Genomic DNA, 16,406 nt, shown 5'->3' with positions numbered 1-16,406 from the left:
TAAGCTATGACGCCGAGGTGGGTATATAGGCTTGACAGCTACCAGAAGGCACTTGAACAATTGAGAAGTGCGGTGGAGCTATATAAAAGTAGAGAGCTTACGGACTTGGAAAAGCAGGGACTTATTCAGGCTTTTGAGTATGTTTTTGAGCTTGCATGGAACCTAATGAGGGACTACCTTCTCTATCAAGGGCATACGGATATAAAAGGCTCAAGGGACGCCATTAAAACCGCCTTTAAGTTTGGTCTAATACAAGAGGGAGACCTTTGGCTGGATATGTTAAAGGCAAGGAATCTAACATTGCATACTTATGACCAAAGTCTTGCGGAGCAGGTAGTGGATAGTATAGTCAAGGATTTTTTTCAGGAGTTTTCCAAACTTTTGGAAACCTTTATGAGAATAAGGGAGAGGGAGTATGGAGATAGGGCTTGACGAAAAAACTATTGAGCTTTTGAGAGAGTTCTTTAAGAGTTATCCAAAGGTAGAGAGAGTATACCTCTTTGGTTCAAGGGCTAAAGGCTCTTATACAAGAGGCTCAGACATAGACCTTTTGCTTATTGCACCTCAGATGAGCTTTTCAGAATACCTAAGACTCTATTCAAGCCTTGAGGAGCTTGACCTACTATATGAGATAGACCTAATAAAGGATAAGGAGCTTATGGAGGAGGGGGTGGAGATATACTCAAGAGAGTCTTGACAGTTGACATTGTGAATGTTAAAATCACTTTCAATATGAGGTTATTGGTCTCACTTCTAAGCGTCCTCTTATTGCTCTTTGCGGACTTTGCCTCTGCGGAGCACCATCACGAAGACCATGAGCTTCATATAGACTGTTCCCTCTGTATAATCCAACATGTTCAGACAGATGCTCCAAGCTATCAACCTTCAGTAAAGTTTAGGCTTATAGCTTTATTTGTAAAGATTGAACCTTACCTTCAAACCTTATCCTTTAGACCTCTCTTAAAGACCACCTACGGGCGAGCACCTCCAACCTCCTAGGCACTTACCGACCCCTTACACCTAAAAACTACCAAAGGAGGTGCTTGCCGTGAGAGTTTTGTATATCTTTAGCACACCAAACAGTGCCAGCTACATACTTGGGAGGATGATACTCCCACAGCTGGAGAACGACGCTCACCCTGTAGAGGTAGCAGGAACGTTTTTCTTTCTTGACAACAACTATGTGTTAGTTAAGGGCAATCCCATAGGTGAAAGGCTTGCCAAGCTCCTCAGGGAGGGCAAAATAGGCTTCCTTATGGGGTGCGACCAGTGTTGCTACGAGAGAAACATAGCAGACAAGCTGGTGGAGGGTGCAACCATAGGATGCTTTCCAAACCTATATGGGAAAGCCCAGCAATTAGGCGTTGAACAAGTAATAACACTATAAGGAGGTTATAGCCATGAGAAAAGCCTTATTGCTACTTGGAGGAATATTTAGCTTTACCTTTGCACAGGAAAACCTTCAGGACCTAAAGCGTCAGTTAGAGGAACAAAGAAGACTTATCCAAGAACTTGAGAGGAAAATACAGGCTTTGGAAAAGGCTCAGCAGGCAAAACCCGAGGAAAAACCTTCAGAAAAGCCAGCACCTGCAGACAGGAGCCTTGAATTAAGGGCTAAGTTTGACGAAAGGCTAAAGGCTTATCAGGTCTCTCCTTTCAGGCAGACTGCCTTTCTGCCAGACATATCCTTTATATTGGACTTTTCTGCGGTAGCCAGAAACAGGAAGGATGAGGAATATGAAAAACTCAGAATTCCAAGACTTTGGCACAGGCACGACCATGGAGACCACGGACACGGCATGCTTAACGAAAAGAGAGGCTTTAACCTCAACTACGGCGAGCTATACCTCTACGCACCCGTTGACCCATACTTTGACCTTTATGCAACCATACCCTTCTCAGAGCATGGTGCAGAGATAGAGGAGGCTTATGCGGTTACGAGGGGCTTGCCTGGGGGCTTTCAACTCAAAGTGGGTAAGTTTAGAAGTGGCTTTGGAAGGCTAAACGCACAACACCCACACGCTTGGGACTTTGCAACATTACCCTTGCCAAACCTCGTATTTCTTGGTGATCATGGTCTTACGGAAAAGGGTATAGGTATAACATGGCTTGCACCCACACCCTTTTATCTCCTCTTTGGTGTGGAAGTGCTACAAGGTGAAAACGAACAGAGCTTCGGCTACAAGGGCTTTACCATAACTGACCCAAATACGGGCAATACCTTTGAGCTTGAAGACAAACCAGTGCCAAACCTCTATGTGGGATACCTAAGGACCTCTTTTGATATAGGAAACCTCTCCATCCTCACAGGACTTTCATACGCTCAAGGCAAGCACAGACACTCTCACGACGACCACGGGCTTGATGCAAAAACAAAGCTATATGGTCTTGACCTTACCGCCAGATATCAGATAGACGGCATAAGGTATGTAGCCTTGCAGGGAGAATACATTTATAGAGACCAGAAGGGTTTAGAGTATGAGTTTGATAGTGGAAGTCTTGTGTCTGAAAATGTAAGTAAAAAACAAGCAGGCTTTTACGCTCAACTTTTAGGTAGGTTTCACAAGCAGTGGAGGGCAGGCGTTAGATACGAGCTCATAAACAAAAACGACGTAAAAGTCGGAGGGCGCTCCAAATGGGCTCCAGATAACCTGCCTGCATACTATGCCATGTTTGAATACACTCCCACCGAGTTTTCTCGCATAAGGCTACAGGTAGGGGAAAACAGAGCCTTCTATGAGGGTCAAAAGAGAAAGCCAGTCAAGGAAGTCATCCTGCAGTTTAACTTCGCCATAGGTGCTCACGGTGCTCATCCCTTCTAAGACCCTAATTTGGGGGCTTTTGCCCCCAAGATTTATAGGAAATATGACCGCATGTTCGCTTGGAATTTTTAACTCTGCCAATCTCTTAAAGATAAGAGGCATATCTAAAAGTTCACTCAATCTATATAGGTTTCCAAGAAACTTTACAATTACTATTTACTTTTATTTCCACTTTCACGCCTACTTCTATGTGTTTTACGATAGAATCAAAACACCGCTCAATATGTTTGTCTTTCCCCTCAATCAATACAAAGCCTTTCAATTTGGGGTAGTCTACCCTCAAAAAATCTTTATCCTTTGTTATAAGAATGCAACCTTTTGCAAGACAACTTTGGAATACTTCCTCATCCTTTGCCCCCTTTCGTGGTCTATATGTATTAAAGCCAGCGTTTCTAAGTTTAGCTTCAAAGCTCTTTGTTATATTTTCGTCAAGAAATACGCAAGGTTTCATATTCTTAACGCACTCTTATATCTGTCAGCACTTGGTTCTATTAAACTCAATAAATCCAAGAGTATTAGCTCAGCTAACTTCCTTCTTACCCTCTTTATTTCTCTACCCGTTTTTATATTAAGAAAACTCTTATATCTGCGTAGCCATTTATATTCCATAGAGTTTTCTTCTGGCTCTACACTACGCAACAACATTAGAAGAAGTTTTGAAAGTTCTTGTCTTGTCTTTCTTCTCTCAAGTCTTCTTAGCTTATACGCCAACCGCTTGCAAGAGTCAGCTCTTCTACTATATACGCACATAAATATGTTCCTTTCATATCTCCCACCAAGGATATACACAAGAGCGTTATACAAATCTTCTTCCATATATTCCGAGAGGCTTGGATACTCCGAGATTAACTCAGACCAGCTCTCATACTCTGGTAGGTTTTCTAAAAGTTCAGAAACTATTATCCTCGTTCCCTGGATTACATACTTACCAAAGCAGACTTCGGGGTCTCTTGTTATTTTCATGTTTTTCATTATAAGCCCACGGGAGGTGAATCATGCTTAAGAAAACCCTTATAAAAACCCTTCCCCTTGCTCCCTCTGTAGGAGCCTTCGGCTATATGTCCGCTTGTGGATGTGGACATTGCCCTGCCTGTATAGGCTCTTCTGCAGTGGTAGTAGGAATAGCGGTATACCTTGGTGCTAAAAAGCTCATAGAGTCCGCAGGCAAAAGACTTGACAAAAAGGAGGAGGGTAGTTTATGATATACAATATCAAATTCAATATTGAAAGGAGGTGCTTGCCATGAAGAGCCTTTTAGCTCTGCTACTGTTTAGCCTTTCCTTTGCTTTTGCCCAGCTAAGGGTGGTTGCCACTTATCCATGGATAGGAGAGCTCGTAAGGGAGATAGGAAAGGACAAAGTGAGGGTGCATGTGATAGCCCGTCCGGATGAGGATCCCCACTTTGTGGTGCCAAGACCTTCTCACATAGCAAGGATGAGGGATGCAGACCTTGTGGTTATAAACGGTGCAAGCCTCGAAATAGGTTTTTTGCCACCCCTTCTCCAGCAGTCTAACAATCCAAGAATTCAACCCGGAAGAGCAGGCTTTTTGGACCTTTCTCAGTTCATAAACCTAATTGAAAAGCCAGAGAGGGTCTCGAGGGAGATGGGAGACGTGCATCCAGAGGGAAACCCACACTATGTCTTTGACCCTCGTAACATACCCATTCTTGCAAGGGCTATAAGGAATAAGATGTGTGAATTAAATCAAAAAGACTGCTCCTTCTACAACGCTAACCTTGAAGACTTTCTTAGAAGATGGGATGCAAAGCTAAGAGAGTGGGATGAGGGCTTTTCAAAGCTCAGAGGTCTAAAGGTAATACAGTGGCACAAGACCTATAATTATCTGCTTAATCGCTATGGCATTCAAGAGGTAGGAACCCTTGAGCCTCTGCCGGGTATACCACCTACTGCGAGGCATTTAGACAGTCTTGTACAAAGCTCAAGGGGTCAAGGTGTAAGGTATGTAATACTTGAGGGCTTTAGGAAAAACGAGATGAGAACCGCACAAAGGGTGGCGGACAGTATAGGTGCAAGGGTTGTCGTTCTTCCCAGCGATGTGGGCTCTGAAGGTGTGAAAAACCTCTTTGACCTCTACGATGTAATCCTGAGGAGGCTCTCTCAATGATTCTTGACCTTTTTCTTTCCAGTTTTCTCCTTTCTGTGGTGCTTATGGGTATTCATGCCTACTTTGGAAGGGAAATAGTTAAAAGAGGAATCATCTTTACAGATATAGCGGTCGCACAGTTTTCCGGAGTGGGCATTGCCTTTTCTCTTATTGTCTTTCATGGTGAATATACCTACGCCTTTTCTCTAATTTTTGGTCTTTTTGCCAGTCTTTTGATAGCTATTTCTCAGAAACTTAAGGAATATTCAGAGGCTTTTATTGGACTTTTGTATGCCTTGGGCTTTTCCTTGACGGTTTTGCTACTTTCTATGTCCGCTCATGGCATGGAAGAGCTAAAAAAACTAACCGCCAGCGATATTCTCTTTGTTAGTATGGAGGAGGTAATAAAAACCGCAGGCATATATACGGTTTTAGGAATCCTCCTGTATCTGAGAAGGTATATCAGTGGTATACTTCGTGAACTTTCCTTTTTTGCCCTCTTTTCCATAACCCTTGCCAGCTCTGTAAAGCTAGCTGGTGTGCTAGTGGTTTTTTCTCTGCTTGTCTCTCCTGCCCTCGTTTCCTTGCTCCTCGGTCGTGGTCTTGTCTTTGCATGGACTTGGGGCAGTTTTTGGAGCTTTTTGGCTATAGCTCTTTCCTTCTGGCTTGACCTTCCCACAGGCTACAGCCTTGTGTTTTTCCAAGCTCTGGTGGGTCTTATGACCTTCTTTTACAAGCTACTTGTTAGTAGCTACTTCCATGCGGGTTCATAAAGCCAGAAATACTCTTCCCTTTCTGGTCCTGTGGAGAGCATAACCACCGGCACTTTAAGGTATTCTTGGATGAAATCAATATACTCCAAAGCCTCCGAGGGCATAGTAGATAAACTTCTTGCACCTCTTGTATCCTTGAGCCATCCTTTAAAGGTCTTATAAACAGGCTTTACTCTTTGAAGAAGACTTAAGCTCGCAGGAAAGTGGTCTATCCTCTTGCCATTCACCTCGTAAGCCACACAGACCTTTATCTCCTCAAAGGCATCCAAAACATCAAGCTTTGTTATTATAATGCCATCAAGACCGTTTACCTCCACCGCATGCTTGAGAGCAACAAGGTCAAGCCATCCACAGCGTCTTGGTCTTCCTGTGGTTGCTCCGTATTCTCCACCCCTTTCCCTGAGGAGCTCACCTGTGGCATCTTTTAGCTCTGTAGGGAAAGGACCTTCTCCTACCCTTGTGGTGTAGGCTTTTGATACCGCCCAGAAGTTTGCCTCTGAAAAATACTTTGGTGGAAGCCCCGTGCCGTTAGAAAGTCCAAGTGCAGAAGCGTTAGAAGAGGTCACGTAAGGATAAGTCCCCATATCTATGTCAAGCATTGTGCCCTGTGCACCTTCAAAAAGCACCCTTCCTCTAAAGTCCAAAATTAGCCTTGTGGTGTCTATCACCCTTTCCTTGACCCTTTTATAATGCTCCATAGTTTTTTCAAAAACCTCTTGTGCATCCAACCTGTGGTTTTCACAGTATACCTTTTCGCATAGGTCGGAGACAAACTCAATGTTTTCCTTTATAAGCTGGTAGGTCCTGTCTGGGTCTTCAAGGTCGCAGACCCTTATGCCCTTCCTGCCATACTTAAACATATAAGAGGGTCCTATACCCCTTAGAGTAGTCCCTATTTTGCCCTTTTTCTCAAAGAGAGAGTCAAGGACTTTATGGTAAGGAAGCACAATATGTGCCCTATCGCTTATGTATATCCTATCCCATACTTTCAATCCCTTCTTTTCAAGCTCTTCTATCTCCTTTACCAAAAGCTCTAAGTCTACCACCATACCCTGAGCAACCACGCCTATGGCTTGCTCGTGAAGTATACCAGTAGGTAGCAAGTGCAGGACGAACTTCTCTCCTCCTACCATTACTGTATGACCTGCGTTGCTCCCACCTTGATACCTCACCACCATGTCAAAGTCCGCAGAGAGCAGGTCTACCACCTTACCCTTTCCTTCATCACCCCACTGAGCACCCAGTATAACAAGGTCTTTTTTCATCCCACCGCTCCTTGAAGCTCTTCTACCTTTTCCCTGATAGCTTTGAGCAGTTCTCCTATCCCCCACCCCTTTACCGCAGAAACCACCACAGACCTACTTTCCATAAAGGCAGGCTCTGTGAGATACTTTATGTCTTCTTCCTTCTCTACCACCTTGTCCGCCTTGTTGAAAACGTATATTACAGGCTTTTCCTCCGCAGATAGGTCCTTTAGTATTTGCTTGACCACTTTGACTTTTTCAAGCCAATTTTTGTCTGAGATATCTATCACATGCAAAATTATATCCGCCTCTTGAACCTCTTCTAAGGTAGCCTTAAAGGACTCTATAAGCTCAGGTGGTAGCTTTCTTATAAAGCCCACCGTGTCTGTGATAAGGACCTTTATGTCAGGGAACAAGAGCCTTGCAGAGGTGGTAGTATCAAGGGTAGCAAAAGGCATATCCGCAGTTAGGGTTTCTCTGCCTGTTAGGCTTTTCATAAGGCTGGACTTTCCCACGTTAGTGTAGCCCACCAATGCTACATTTACCACCTTTAGGTCTCCTGAGCTTTCCCTCCTTTTTCTCTGCTCTCTTCTTTGCCTTTTTATGTCCTCAAGCTCCTCCTTTATTTGCTGTATCCTCTTCTTTATCCACCTTCTCCTTATTTCTGCCTCTTGCTCACCAGGACCCCTTGTTCCAACACCACCACCAAGCCTTGAAAGTTCCTTACCTTTTCCATAGAGCCTTGGAAGCTCGTAAGTGAGTTTAGCCAACTCCACCTGTAGCTTAGCAGTCTTTGACCTCACCCTACGAGAAAAAATCTCCAACACCAAGTCCGCCCTATCCATTATCCTCTTGCCTATAGCCTTCTCAAGGTTTGCCACCTGGGAGGGACTAAGAAATGCGTCAAATATAACCGCATCTGCACCCGTTCCCTCCGCCACCTGTCTTATCTCTTCCACCTTACCTGCACCCACGTAGTATTTTGGGTCTGGATGGCTTTTCCTTTGGGTTATGTATCCAAGACAATGACCCCCTAAGGCTTTAAGGAGCTCCTTTAATTCCTCAAGGGATTCCTTACTTTCCTGCTTGCTGTTTTCTATAAGGTTTACGAGAATGCTTTTCATTAACCCCCTTGAACTATGGTGCTTATTGCATGCTTATATATAAGGTTAGGCTCACCTTCTACCTCAAGCAAGAGAGTATACTTGTCGTGGTCAAGTACCTTGCCCGTTATCCTATTTCCTCTTGTGAGGAACACTGTCACAGTAGCCCCTTTCTTCTTAAGGTCTTCTATGTATTCGTCTTGCACATTGGTGTTCTTTTCCATAAACATCTTACCAACCTCCAGTATAAATTATAAAACTTTTTACATTAGTCAAGTTATGTAGTGCTATAATATAAAAGGGAGGTAGAAATGTTGCTCCTTTTAATCCTTACACCTTTGCTTTTCTCGGTCAGTAGTTGGGCTTTGTCTCCACTGGGTTGTCTGAAAAGGCTCGAAGCTATGGAATATAGATCCGCAATAGTATACGGCGATAGGCTAATTCAAAGTGGGAACAGAAACTATACAACCTATCTGTGTGTAGGAAGAGCTCATCTTGAGTTGCGAAATTACGCTCTGGCTATAGACTATCTTGAAAGGGCAAATAACAGAGCAAGAGATGAAGTGGAAAGGGTACTATCCGCCTTCTATTTAGGTAGTGCATACGAAGGGATTGGTAACTACACAAGGGCAATAAACCTTTATAGGAATGTATTGCAAAATGCGGAGAGGATAAGCCAGAGTATATACATTTCTCTTGTATTTCGACTCGCCGAGGCTTATGAAAAGGTGAATAACTTAGAGGATGCACTAAAAACTTACATGAGCATTGAAAACAGGTCTCTTTCAGACAAGGATAAGCTCATAGTCTTAGAGAAAATAGGCGATATTATGTTAAAAAAGAGAGATTACACCATGGCTATGAAAGCCTATGATGGAGCTCTTTTAGTGGCAAGTTCCTTGAATGATATCTTTTCCTTAGGTAGGATAAACGCAAAGATGGGTGACATAAGCATGGAGCTTAAGAGCTACGATAAGGCACTGGAGCAATACGAACAGGCAATAAGCTATGCAAGGTCTGCAGGAACCAGAAAAGTAGAAGCGTCTTTATACGAAAGGATTGCGGTAGCATACACTATGAAGAACGACTTTGCAGAAGCCTTAAACTCCTACCAAAGAGCTGTAGAGCTTTACAGGCTTATAGGAGACCGAAGCAATCAGTTAAGAGTCCAAGAGAGGCTTGAGGTAATCAGAAGACTATTTGAAGTCAGAAGAGATATATGATTATAAGCTTGGCTTTAGCTCAGATAAATCCTCTTTTGGGCTCTGTAGAAACTAACATAAGCAAGATAAAGCTACTCTCCGAACAAGCACAGGAGAGGGCTCATATGGTTATATTCCCAGAGCTTGCCCTATGTGGCTACCCTCCAGAGGACTTGCTTTTGAGGTATGACTTTATAGAAATGTGTATGCTCGCTCTTGAGGAGCTTGTGAAGTTTTCTAAGGGCTTATCTTCAGTGCTTGTTTTTGGCATGCCTTATTATGAGGGAGACCTCTATAACGCCCTTGTGGTGGTAGCAGAAGGTAAAATCCTCGGAGTCTATAAAAAGACCTTTTTGCCTAACTACTCGGTCTTTGACGAAAAGAGATATTTCAGGGCTGGCAAGGAGCCATTGATGATTGAAATAGAGGGAGTAAAAGTAGGCTTTTCTATCTGTGAAGACATTTGGCATCCCGATGGATGGGAGAGATACTATGCCCTCTCAGGTTGTGAAGTGCTTTTAAACATAAACGCCTCGCCTTACTATAGAGGAAAGTATGAGTTTAAGGAAAGCTTTCTAAAAGCTCGTGCCCAAGATAATATAGCCTATGTGGTTTATGTAAACATGGTAGGGGGACAGGATGAGCTTGTCTTTGACGGCAGAAGCCTTGTGATAGACCCAGAGGGTAAAGTCATCGCAAGGGCAAGGGCCTTTGAGGAAGACCTGCTTTTTGTAAGCCTTGAGGTGGAGAAGGTCAGAAGGAAGAGGTTCTTTGACCTAAGGCTAAGGGAAAGGGATGTGTCCGCTCCTAAGATGGTCGCTTCCATATCCCTACAAAACAAAGAACTACACAAGGTTAGAGTGGAGGCAAGTCAAAGGGACGAAGAAGAGTTATACAGGGCTCTCCTCTTAGCCATAAGGGATTACGTGGAGAAAAACTCCTTTGAAAGGGTTGTGCTTGGCTTGTCTGGTGGTATAGATTCCTCTTTGGTTGCCTGTCTTGCGGTGGATGCCATTGGTAAGGATAGGGTTGTGGGGGTTTTTATGCCATCGGAGTTTACTTCTTCTGAAAGCAGGGAGGATGTTTACGAGCTTTCTAAAAACTTAGGCATTAGTTTACTTGAATATCCTATAAAAGAAGTCTATAGGACATACTTGACACTCTTGGATTCTGAAGAGCTTTCCATAGCAGAAGAAAACCTGCAAGCACGCATAAGGGCTAACATACTTTTTTATCTTTCCAACAAATATGGCTGGCTTGTGCTTTCTACTTCCAACAAAAGCGAATCTGCGGTGGGCTATTCTACTATATATGGAGATATGGCTGGGGGCTTTGCTCCCATAAAAGACCTATACAAAACATGGGTCTACAAACTGGCAAGATACAGAAACTCCATAAAGCCAGACATACCAGAGAGGGTTTTGTTAAAGCCACCCACTGCAGAGCTAAGACCCAATCAAACAGACCAAGATACATTGCCACCCTATGAGCTACTTGACCAAGTTTTGGGGCTACACATAGAGGAAGGTATGGGGCTGGAGGATATAGTAGCTTTGGGCTTTGATAGGGAGCTTGTCAAGAAGGTTCTTAGAATGGTAAGAAGGGCAGAATACAAAAGAAGACAAGCACCCATTGGTCCAAAGCTAACAAAAAGAGCCTTTGGAAAGGACTGGAGAATGCCTATAAGCGGTAGCTACTAAAACCTGTAGAGAAAACCTGTTAGAAAACCATAATCTGGCTGTTCCTGGTGTTTGTTAAGGCTTTTGTGCACTCCAAAGCTCAGGTCTATGGATTTTGTGGGATGCAAGAGAAAGCCCACTAAAAGGTGTGTGTCCTTGTTTGAAACCTTATGCTCTGGTCTGATATACTTTATCTCTCCACCCAAGGTTAGCCACTTAGCAGGCTTACCATAAAGATGAAATATCACTCCGTAAGCATCCCTCAAGCCTTCCACATGTGAGGACTTTATATATACAGCGTTGAGGTTAAGAGTAATGTTTCCTACGTCCTTTTCCGCTATAAGGTTTACGTTGGCAGTGGTCCTTCCATAGCCTATGCCCTCCTTCCCTGTGTCAAGGTTTAGCTGAATCCTATAGCCTGCTCTCCAGCCATCTACTTCAAAGGGTATGTGCTTTATGAAAATTCTCAGGTCATCCGCACCACTTAGCCTTTGACCTTCTTCCTTTAGCTTCACATATGGCTGGATGACCGCAAGGTCCATATTTTTGAGAAGACCCGCTTGAAACTGAAAGTCCAGCACCTGCCTTCTTGCACCGCTGTAATACTTGAAGTTGGCGTAGTTCGTCTCAAACTGAAAATTCCCTAACCCTCCCAGAGTGCCCGCATCTTCCGCCTCAAAGGGAAAAAAGGCGAAGCTAAAAGAGGGTATAAACAATAAAAGCCACTTTTTCATTGTAAAACCTCTTTTATGGTTTTAACGAAGTTTTCCAATCCCACTTAGAAAATTCTAACACTTCTTTGTTAAAGAAGGTTTAAGAATGCTAAACTATATAGCCATGTATGTTATGGAAACCTACAAAAGACTTCCTGTAAGGTTTGTCAAAGGCGAAGGAGTATATTTGTATGACGACCAAGGTAGAAAATACCTTGACTTCCTTGCAGGCATTGCGGTAAACGCCCTTGGATACGCAGACCCAGAGCTTACAAAAGCCATATGCGACCAAGCACAAAGCCTTTTGCACATCTCCAATCTTTTTGAAAATCCCTGGCAAGAAGATTTGGCAAAGGAGCTTGTGGATAGCTTTTGGACTTCTGGAAAGGTCTTTTTCTGCAACAGTGGTGCGGAGGCAAACGAAGGAGCTATAAAGCTCGTAAGAAGATACTTTTACGAGAAGGGTGAGAAAAGATACAGGATTATTACCTTTTATAGCTCCTTTCATGGAAGAACCTTTGGTGCCATGTCCGCAACCGCACAGGAAAAGATACAAAAGGGCTTTGAGCCACTCCTTGAAGGTTTTGACTATGCGGAGCTAAACAACTTTGACTCTGTTTTAAGGGCTCTAAAGAAAGAAACCGCTGGCATAATGCTTGAGGTTATACATGGAGAGGGTGGTATAAAGGAGGCAGAGGGAGAGTTTTTGCAGAAAATTCAAGAGCTATGCAGGAAAGAGGGTCTTCTGCTTATAGTGGACGAAGTTCAAACAGGCATAGGAAGGACTGGTAAATTCTACGCCTACGAGCATTACAGCCTACAACCAGACATAATAACCCTTGCAAAAGGCTTGGGTGGTGGAGTCCCCATAGGTGCGGTGCTTGCCAAAGATGAGGTCGCTAAGGCTTTTAAGGCAGGCTCACACGGTTCTACTTTTGGTGGAAACCCCCTTGCCTGCAGAGCTTCTATGGTGGTGGTTCGCAGGGTAAGGGAGCTCTTACCACAGGTTCAAAGGGTGGGAGAATACTTCAAGAGAAAACTCCAAGAGCTTGGAGTGGGAAAGGTTAGAGGCAAAGGTCTAATGCTTGGTTTGGAGCTTGAGAGAAACTGCTCCGAGCTTGTGCAGAAAGCACTTGAAAAGGGTCTTGTGATAAACTGCACCGCAGAGAAGGTCTTGAGGTTTGTCCCACCCCTTATAGTTGAGGAAAAACACATAGACCAAGCTATTGAAATACTAAGGCATATTCTTTAAGGCTTGTGAGAGTGCGTTTAGCCTTCTTAAAAAATTATTGGCATGACGCTCTATTCTGTTAGTCTTCACTGCTCCTTTTAAAAAATTTCTAAAGGATACCAGCTTCTTTCAGGGCTTCTTTTACTTCTGGATTTTTTCTGCGAGTTTCTTGAGAGCCTTTTCAATCTTTTCCTCCCTTTCCTCAAGCTCCTTTGTTTTTCTGATAGCTGGAGCAAGTGCACTTCTCCTGTCCCATATCACAAAACCTATAAGGCTCATCATACCAGCAAACAAAACTCCAAAGCCCCAAAGCATAATGCTTATCATATCATCTATTCTTTTGTTTGTGTCATCTATTCTTTTGTTTATGTCATCTATCCTTTTGTTGGTATCATCTATCCTTTGCATAAGGGCTCTGAAACCTTCTCTTTGGTTCTCCTCAAGCCTTATAATCCTGTCCCTGTCTTCAAGGGTAAAGGGAACTTCCTTGGCTAAGGAGTAAGAAAGCAGGAGACCCAGCACAAGGATAAAAACTAAAAACCTCATAGGTCTAATTATAAGGCAGGGCGAGTGCTTTATCAATTGTTAAGGGATTTGACCAAGTGTGACTTATACAGTATATTAATATCCTAAGATGGACTTCCCTGAGCTTTTGGTGATACTTGCGGTAGCATTCATCTTCTTGGGTCCCGAGAAGATGGTGGAAGTGGCTACCAAGTTAGGCGAGTTTCTACGAAAGGTTAGAGAAACTTGGGATGAGCTTAGATATCAGCTATACATGGAAAGTATAAACAAGAAGATAATGGAGGAAAGCAAGGATGCGACCCCTCCTGAAGATGAAAGTGTTTACGATTTAATAGAAAAGGAAAAGCATGAGGAGGTAAAAGAGGATAATGGAACAGCAGGAACTTCCCAAGATGCCTCTGACGGAGCATCTGAGGGAGCTAAGAAGCAGGCTGATTAAGTCCATAGTAGCCTTCTTCATAGGCACAGGCATTGCCTTCTACTTTGCAAGCCAGATATTTGAAATCCTTAAAGAACCAGTAAAAAGGTCATACCCACAGGTAGAGCTCATAACCCTATCTCCCACAGAGCCTCTTTTTATACTTTTGAAGATATCCATAGTCTTTGGTTTTATCCTTTCTTTGCCTTTTATACTTTTCCAACTTTGGAGGTTCGTAGAGCCTGCCCTCTATCCCAACGAAAAAAAACTTGTCCTTCCACTTACCCTTGTATCCATACTTTTATTCCTTCTTGGCGGAGCTTTCTCTTACTTTGTAGCCCTGCCTATGGCTTTGAAGTTTTTGCTCGGCATAGGTCTTTCTCAACTTCAGGCTACCCCCTTTCTTTCTGTGAACCTGTATATATCCTTTCTTCTCAAGATGATAATAGGCTTCGGCATAGCCTTTGAACTTCCTGTTGTTATCTTTCTTTTACAGAGAGCAGGTATAGTTAGCGAGAGCCAGCTAAAGGCTTTTAGGAAGTATTTCATAGTGCTTGCCTTTGTGGCGGGTGCTCTTATTGCTCCTGACGTTACCACACAGGTTTTGATGGCTATTCCTCTTATAATTCTCTATGAGCTTTCTCTGATAGCTGGCAAACTTGGCAGGCGCAAACAGAAGAAAACTTCCATAGAGGTGGCACAAGAATGAGAGTGCTTATCACCGGTGCAACGGGCTTTGTAGGGAGGTATATAGTTAAGGAGCTCCTAAGAGAGGGCTATACAGTAGGCTCTATTGTCAGAGATGTGAGTAAGCTGGAGAAACTCTTTGGCGATGCGGTAGAGCCTTACAAAGCAGACCTTGAGGACAAAAAGTCACTCAAAGAGGTCTTTGAAGACTTTAAACCAGACTACCTTATACACCTCGTGGGTATACTGGTAGAAGACAAGAGGAAAAAGCAAACCTTTATGAGGGTTCACTACCTTTACTCAAAGGCTCTTTATGAAGTTGCCAAAGACTACGGAAGGCTAAAGAGAGTCCTTCATATGAGCTCTCTTGGGACTCACAAGGATGCCCCCTCCATGTATCATCGCACCAAGTTTATGGCGGAAGAGGAGCTAAAAAGGTCTGGGCTAAGCTATACCATAATGAGACCCTCTCTCATACTCGGTCCTGAGCAAAAGCTCTTTTATGACCTATGGAGCATTACCAAGTTTTTGAGGCTTTTTGCCCTGCCCGGTGGCGGTGGCTATCTCTTTCAGCCTGTGGATGTTAGAGATGTTGCCTGTGCCTTTGTTAAGGCTCTTATCTTAGAAGAGAGCGAGGGTAAAACCTACGAGCTATGCGGAAACAGGAGGGTGAGCTTTAGGGAGCTTTTGGAGGACATTTTTGACTACTGGAAAAGGAAGGTCTTGCTCCTACCTGTGCCAAAAAGCCTTATGTATGTAGGTGGTCTTGTGGCGGAGAGACTTCTTCAGCCACCACCTTTTAGCTCAGACCAGATGCTTATGATGTGGAGGGATAATATATGTGGTCTTGACCCTGAGGTGGAAAAGGAAGGTGTAGAAAAGCTCTGTGGAAGAGAGCCTATTTCATACGAAGAATCTCTAAGGTGGAGTTTGGAAGAGTTTGGGAGGAAGATAAATGCTTGACCTTTCTGTGGAGCTTTTTGGCGTAAGGTTTAAAAACCCCGTTTGGGTAGCATCGGGAACTTTTGGCTATGGGCTTGAGGCTATGGAGATATATGACATATCAAGGCTTGGTGCGGTGGTTACAAAGGGTATATCTCTAAAGCCTCGCGAAGGCAACTCACCAGAGCGGATTGCGGAAACCCCCTGCGGGATGTTAAACTCCATAGGACTTCAAAACCCGGGAGTGGAAGGCTTTTTGAAAAAGATATACCCAAACCTTGAGAAGATAGACACCCACTTTATAGCCAATGTCTTTGGAGAAACAGAAGAGGAGTATGTGGAAGTATGCCTTGCACTTGAAGATGCCAATAAGGTGGTAGCCTATGAGCTCAACGTGTCTTGTCCTAATGTGAAAAAGGGAGGTATGCTCTTTGGACATGACCCTGTGGTGCTCTCAAGGCTTGTGGAAAGGGTAAAAGCCAAGGTAAAAAAGCCAGTGCTTGTAAAACTCTCACCCAATACGGGAGATATAAAGGGCTTTGCCAAGGTTTGCATAGATGCAGGTGCTGATGGGCTCGTTCTCATAAACACCCTTCTTGGTATGAAAATAGACACAAAAAGCCAAAGACCTGAACTCTCTACACTTATGGGAGGTCTCTCTGGTCCTGCCATACTTCCCATAGCGGTGAGGATGGTCTGGGAGGTTTTTTCAGAGCTTGGACACTCTATTCCTATAATAGGTGTTGGTGGCATATACGACACGGATTCCGCTTTGCAACATATCCTTGCAGGTGCGGTATGCATTCAAGTGGGAACCGCTAACTTCTTTGAGCCTTATGCACCCCTTAAGGTCATAGAGGGCATAGAGGAATACATGAGAGAGAGGTCTATAGAAAGGTTTACCGACCTTGTGGGCAGGGCTCATCGCCTTGTGGTGCGTGCCTGATATAATTTAAAATCT

The 16,406-nt window shown here is 43.7% G+C and carries 22 protein-coding genes; 15 read left to right on the top strand and 7 right to left on the bottom strand.

Going from position 1 to position 16,406, the window contains the following annotated elements:
• Positions 1 to 6: 6 nt before the first annotated feature.
• From IAE16_RS04665 to IAE16_RS04645, 5 genes are read left to right on the top strand one after another with little or no spacing between them, the layout of a single operon-like run.
• Entirely contained in the window at positions 7 to 432 is a 426-nt protein-coding gene (locus tag IAE16_RS04665) for a nucleotidyltransferase substrate binding protein (RefSeq protein ID WP_323701568.1), read from the top strand.
• Positions 416 to 697 carry a nucleotidyltransferase domain-containing protein gene (locus IAE16_RS04660; RefSeq protein ID WP_323701567.1) on the top strand — a complete coding sequence of 94 codons (282 nt, stop codon included), beginning with the start codon at positions 416 to 418 and terminating at the stop codon, positions 695 to 697. Before IAE16_RS04665 ends, IAE16_RS04660 begins: the two co-directional genes overlap by 17 nt.
• 44 nt (positions 698 to 741) lie before the next feature.
• On the top strand, positions 742 to 999 hold the full coding sequence (locus tag IAE16_RS04655) for a hypothetical protein (protein ID WP_323701566.1): 258 nt from the start codon (positions 742 to 744) through the stop codon (positions 997 to 999).
• A 49-nt stretch (positions 1,000 to 1,048) separates the two neighbouring features.
• Positions 1,049 to 1,387, top strand: a complete 339-nt coding sequence (locus tag IAE16_RS04650) for a hypothetical protein (protein WP_323701565.1) — start codon at positions 1,049 to 1,051, stop codon at positions 1,385 to 1,387.
• 13 nt (positions 1,388 to 1,400) lie between these two features.
• A complete protein-coding gene (locus IAE16_RS04645; RefSeq protein WP_323701564.1) occupies positions 1,401 to 2,822 on the top strand; it encodes a TonB-dependent receptor in 1,422 nt (473 codons plus the stop codon).
• 121 nt (positions 2,823 to 2,943) lie between these two features.
• Here the strand turns inward: IAE16_RS04645 and IAE16_RS04640 are convergent, their stop codons facing one another.
• Both IAE16_RS04640 and IAE16_RS04635 read right to left on the bottom strand, forming a co-directional pair.
• Positions 2,944 to 3,273, bottom strand: a complete 330-nt coding sequence (locus IAE16_RS04640) for a DUF5615 family PIN-like protein (RefSeq protein ID WP_323701563.1) — start codon at positions 3,271 to 3,273, stop codon at positions 2,944 to 2,946.
• Positions 3,270 to 3,785 carry a DUF433 domain-containing protein gene (locus IAE16_RS04635; RefSeq protein WP_323701562.1) on the bottom strand — a complete coding sequence of 172 codons (516 nt, stop codon included), beginning with the start codon at positions 3,783 to 3,785 and terminating at the stop codon, positions 3,270 to 3,272. The genes IAE16_RS04640 and IAE16_RS04635 overlap by 4 nt, the downstream gene beginning before the upstream one ends.
• A gap of 32 nt (positions 3,786 to 3,817) precedes the next feature.
• Here IAE16_RS04635 and IAE16_RS04630 point away from each other — a divergent pair, with 32 nt between their 5' ends.
• Genes IAE16_RS04630 through IAE16_RS04620 form a run of 3 tightly spaced genes read left to right on the top strand, consistent with a single transcriptional unit; the run spans position 3,818 to position 5,701 of the window.
• Positions 3,818 to 4,024 carry a hypothetical protein gene (locus tag IAE16_RS04630; protein ID WP_323701561.1) on the top strand — a complete coding sequence of 69 codons (207 nt, stop codon included), beginning with the start codon at positions 3,818 to 3,820 and terminating at the stop codon, positions 4,022 to 4,024.
• A gap of 40 nt (positions 4,025 to 4,064) precedes the next feature.
• On the top strand, positions 4,065 to 4,949 hold the full coding sequence (locus IAE16_RS04625; protein WP_323701560.1) for a metal ABC transporter solute-binding protein, Zn/Mn family: 885 nt from the start codon (positions 4,065 to 4,067) through the stop codon (positions 4,947 to 4,949).
• A complete protein-coding gene (locus tag IAE16_RS04620) occupies positions 4,946 to 5,701 on the top strand; it encodes a metal ABC transporter permease (protein WP_323701559.1) in 756 nt (251 codons plus the stop codon). The genes IAE16_RS04625 and IAE16_RS04620 overlap by 4 nt, the downstream gene beginning before the upstream one ends.
• Here IAE16_RS04620 and IAE16_RS04615 read toward each other — a convergent pair.
• The 3 genes from IAE16_RS04615 to hfq are packed head-to-tail and all read right to left on the bottom strand — an operon-like array spanning position 5,680 to position 8,272.
• On the bottom strand, positions 5,680 to 6,966 hold the full coding sequence (locus IAE16_RS04615; RefSeq protein ID WP_323701558.1) for an adenylosuccinate synthase: 1,287 nt from the start codon (positions 6,964 to 6,966) through the stop codon (positions 5,680 to 5,682). The two genes, IAE16_RS04620 and IAE16_RS04615, sit on opposite strands and share 22 nt — an antisense overlap.
• On the bottom strand, positions 6,963 to 8,069 hold the full coding sequence (hflX, locus tag IAE16_RS04610) for a GTPase HflX (RefSeq protein ID WP_323701557.1): 1,107 nt from the start codon (positions 8,067 to 8,069) through the stop codon (positions 6,963 to 6,965). The genes IAE16_RS04615 and hflX overlap by 4 nt, the downstream gene beginning before the upstream one ends.
• Complete coding sequence (gene hfq / locus IAE16_RS04605) at positions 8,069 to 8,272, bottom strand: RNA chaperone Hfq (RefSeq protein ID WP_345785534.1); 204 nt, start codon at positions 8,270 to 8,272, stop codon at positions 8,069 to 8,071. The genes hflX and hfq overlap by 1 nt, the downstream gene beginning before the upstream one ends.
• 87 nt (positions 8,273 to 8,359) lie before the next feature.
• Here hfq and IAE16_RS04600 point away from each other — a divergent pair, with 87 nt between their 5' ends.
• A complete protein-coding gene (locus IAE16_RS04600) occupies positions 8,360 to 9,271 on the top strand; it encodes a tetratricopeptide repeat protein (protein ID WP_323701554.1) in 912 nt (303 codons plus the stop codon).
• The gene (locus IAE16_RS04595; protein WP_323701552.1) at positions 9,268 to 10,950 is read left to right on the top strand and encodes an NAD+ synthase; all 1,683 of its coding nucleotides are present in this window, start codon (positions 9,268 to 9,270) and stop codon (positions 10,948 to 10,950) included. Before IAE16_RS04600 ends, IAE16_RS04595 begins: the two co-directional genes overlap by 4 nt.
• On the opposite strand, the gene IAE16_RS04590 is transcribed toward IAE16_RS04595, so the two are convergent.
• Positions 10,947 to 11,663: a hypothetical protein gene (locus IAE16_RS04590; protein ID WP_323701551.1), complete on the bottom strand. Its 717-nt coding sequence runs from the start codon at positions 11,661 to 11,663 to the stop codon at positions 10,947 to 10,949. The genes IAE16_RS04595 and IAE16_RS04590 overlap by 4 nt on opposite strands.
• Positions 11,664 to 11,766: 103 nt before the next feature.
• On the opposite strand from IAE16_RS04590, the gene IAE16_RS04585 reads away from it, so the two are divergent.
• Positions 11,767 to 12,894 (top strand): aspartate aminotransferase family protein, encoded by a 1,128-nt coding sequence (locus IAE16_RS04585; protein ID WP_323701631.1) that lies wholly within the window; start codon positions 11,767 to 11,769, stop codon positions 12,892 to 12,894.
• 120 nt (positions 12,895 to 13,014) lie between these two features.
• Here the strand turns inward: IAE16_RS04585 and IAE16_RS04580 are convergent, their stop codons facing one another.
• Positions 13,015 to 13,419, bottom strand: coding sequence for a hypothetical protein (locus tag IAE16_RS04580; RefSeq protein WP_323701550.1), 405 nt, complete (start codon positions 13,417 to 13,419; stop codon positions 13,015 to 13,017).
• An 88-nt stretch (positions 13,420 to 13,507) separates the two neighbouring features.
• Here IAE16_RS04580 and IAE16_RS04575 point away from each other — a divergent pair, with 88 nt between their 5' ends.
• From IAE16_RS04575 to IAE16_RS04560, 4 genes are read left to right on the top strand one after another with little or no spacing between them, the layout of a single operon-like run.
• Positions 13,508 to 13,837, top strand: coding sequence for a Sec-independent protein translocase subunit TatA/TatB (locus IAE16_RS04575; protein WP_323701549.1), 330 nt, complete (start codon positions 13,508 to 13,510; stop codon positions 13,835 to 13,837).
• Positions 13,767 to 14,525, top strand: coding sequence for a twin-arginine translocase subunit TatC (gene tatC, locus IAE16_RS04570; protein ID WP_497812701.1), 759 nt, complete (start codon positions 13,767 to 13,769; stop codon positions 14,523 to 14,525). Before IAE16_RS04575 ends, tatC begins: the two co-directional genes overlap by 71 nt.
• On the top strand, positions 14,522 to 15,466 hold the full coding sequence (locus IAE16_RS04565; protein WP_323701548.1) for an NAD-dependent epimerase/dehydratase family protein: 945 nt from the start codon (positions 14,522 to 14,524) through the stop codon (positions 15,464 to 15,466). The genes tatC and IAE16_RS04565 overlap by 4 nt, the downstream gene beginning before the upstream one ends.
• Positions 15,459 to 16,391 (top strand): dihydroorotate dehydrogenase, encoded by a 933-nt coding sequence (locus tag IAE16_RS04560; RefSeq protein ID WP_323701547.1) that lies wholly within the window; start codon positions 15,459 to 15,461, stop codon positions 16,389 to 16,391. The genes IAE16_RS04565 and IAE16_RS04560 overlap by 8 nt, the downstream gene beginning before the upstream one ends.
• Positions 16,392 to 16,406: the final 15 nt, after the last annotated feature.

This window comes from Hydrogenobacter sp. T-2 (assembly GCF_033971325.1).
In the GTDB taxonomy this organism is placed as follows: domain Bacteria; phylum Aquificota; class Aquificia; order Aquificales; family Aquificaceae; genus Pampinifervens; species Pampinifervens diazotrophicum.
The sequence above is the reverse complement of the archived record's forward strand: the minus strand, read 5'-3'. Positions and strand labels throughout refer to the sequence as shown.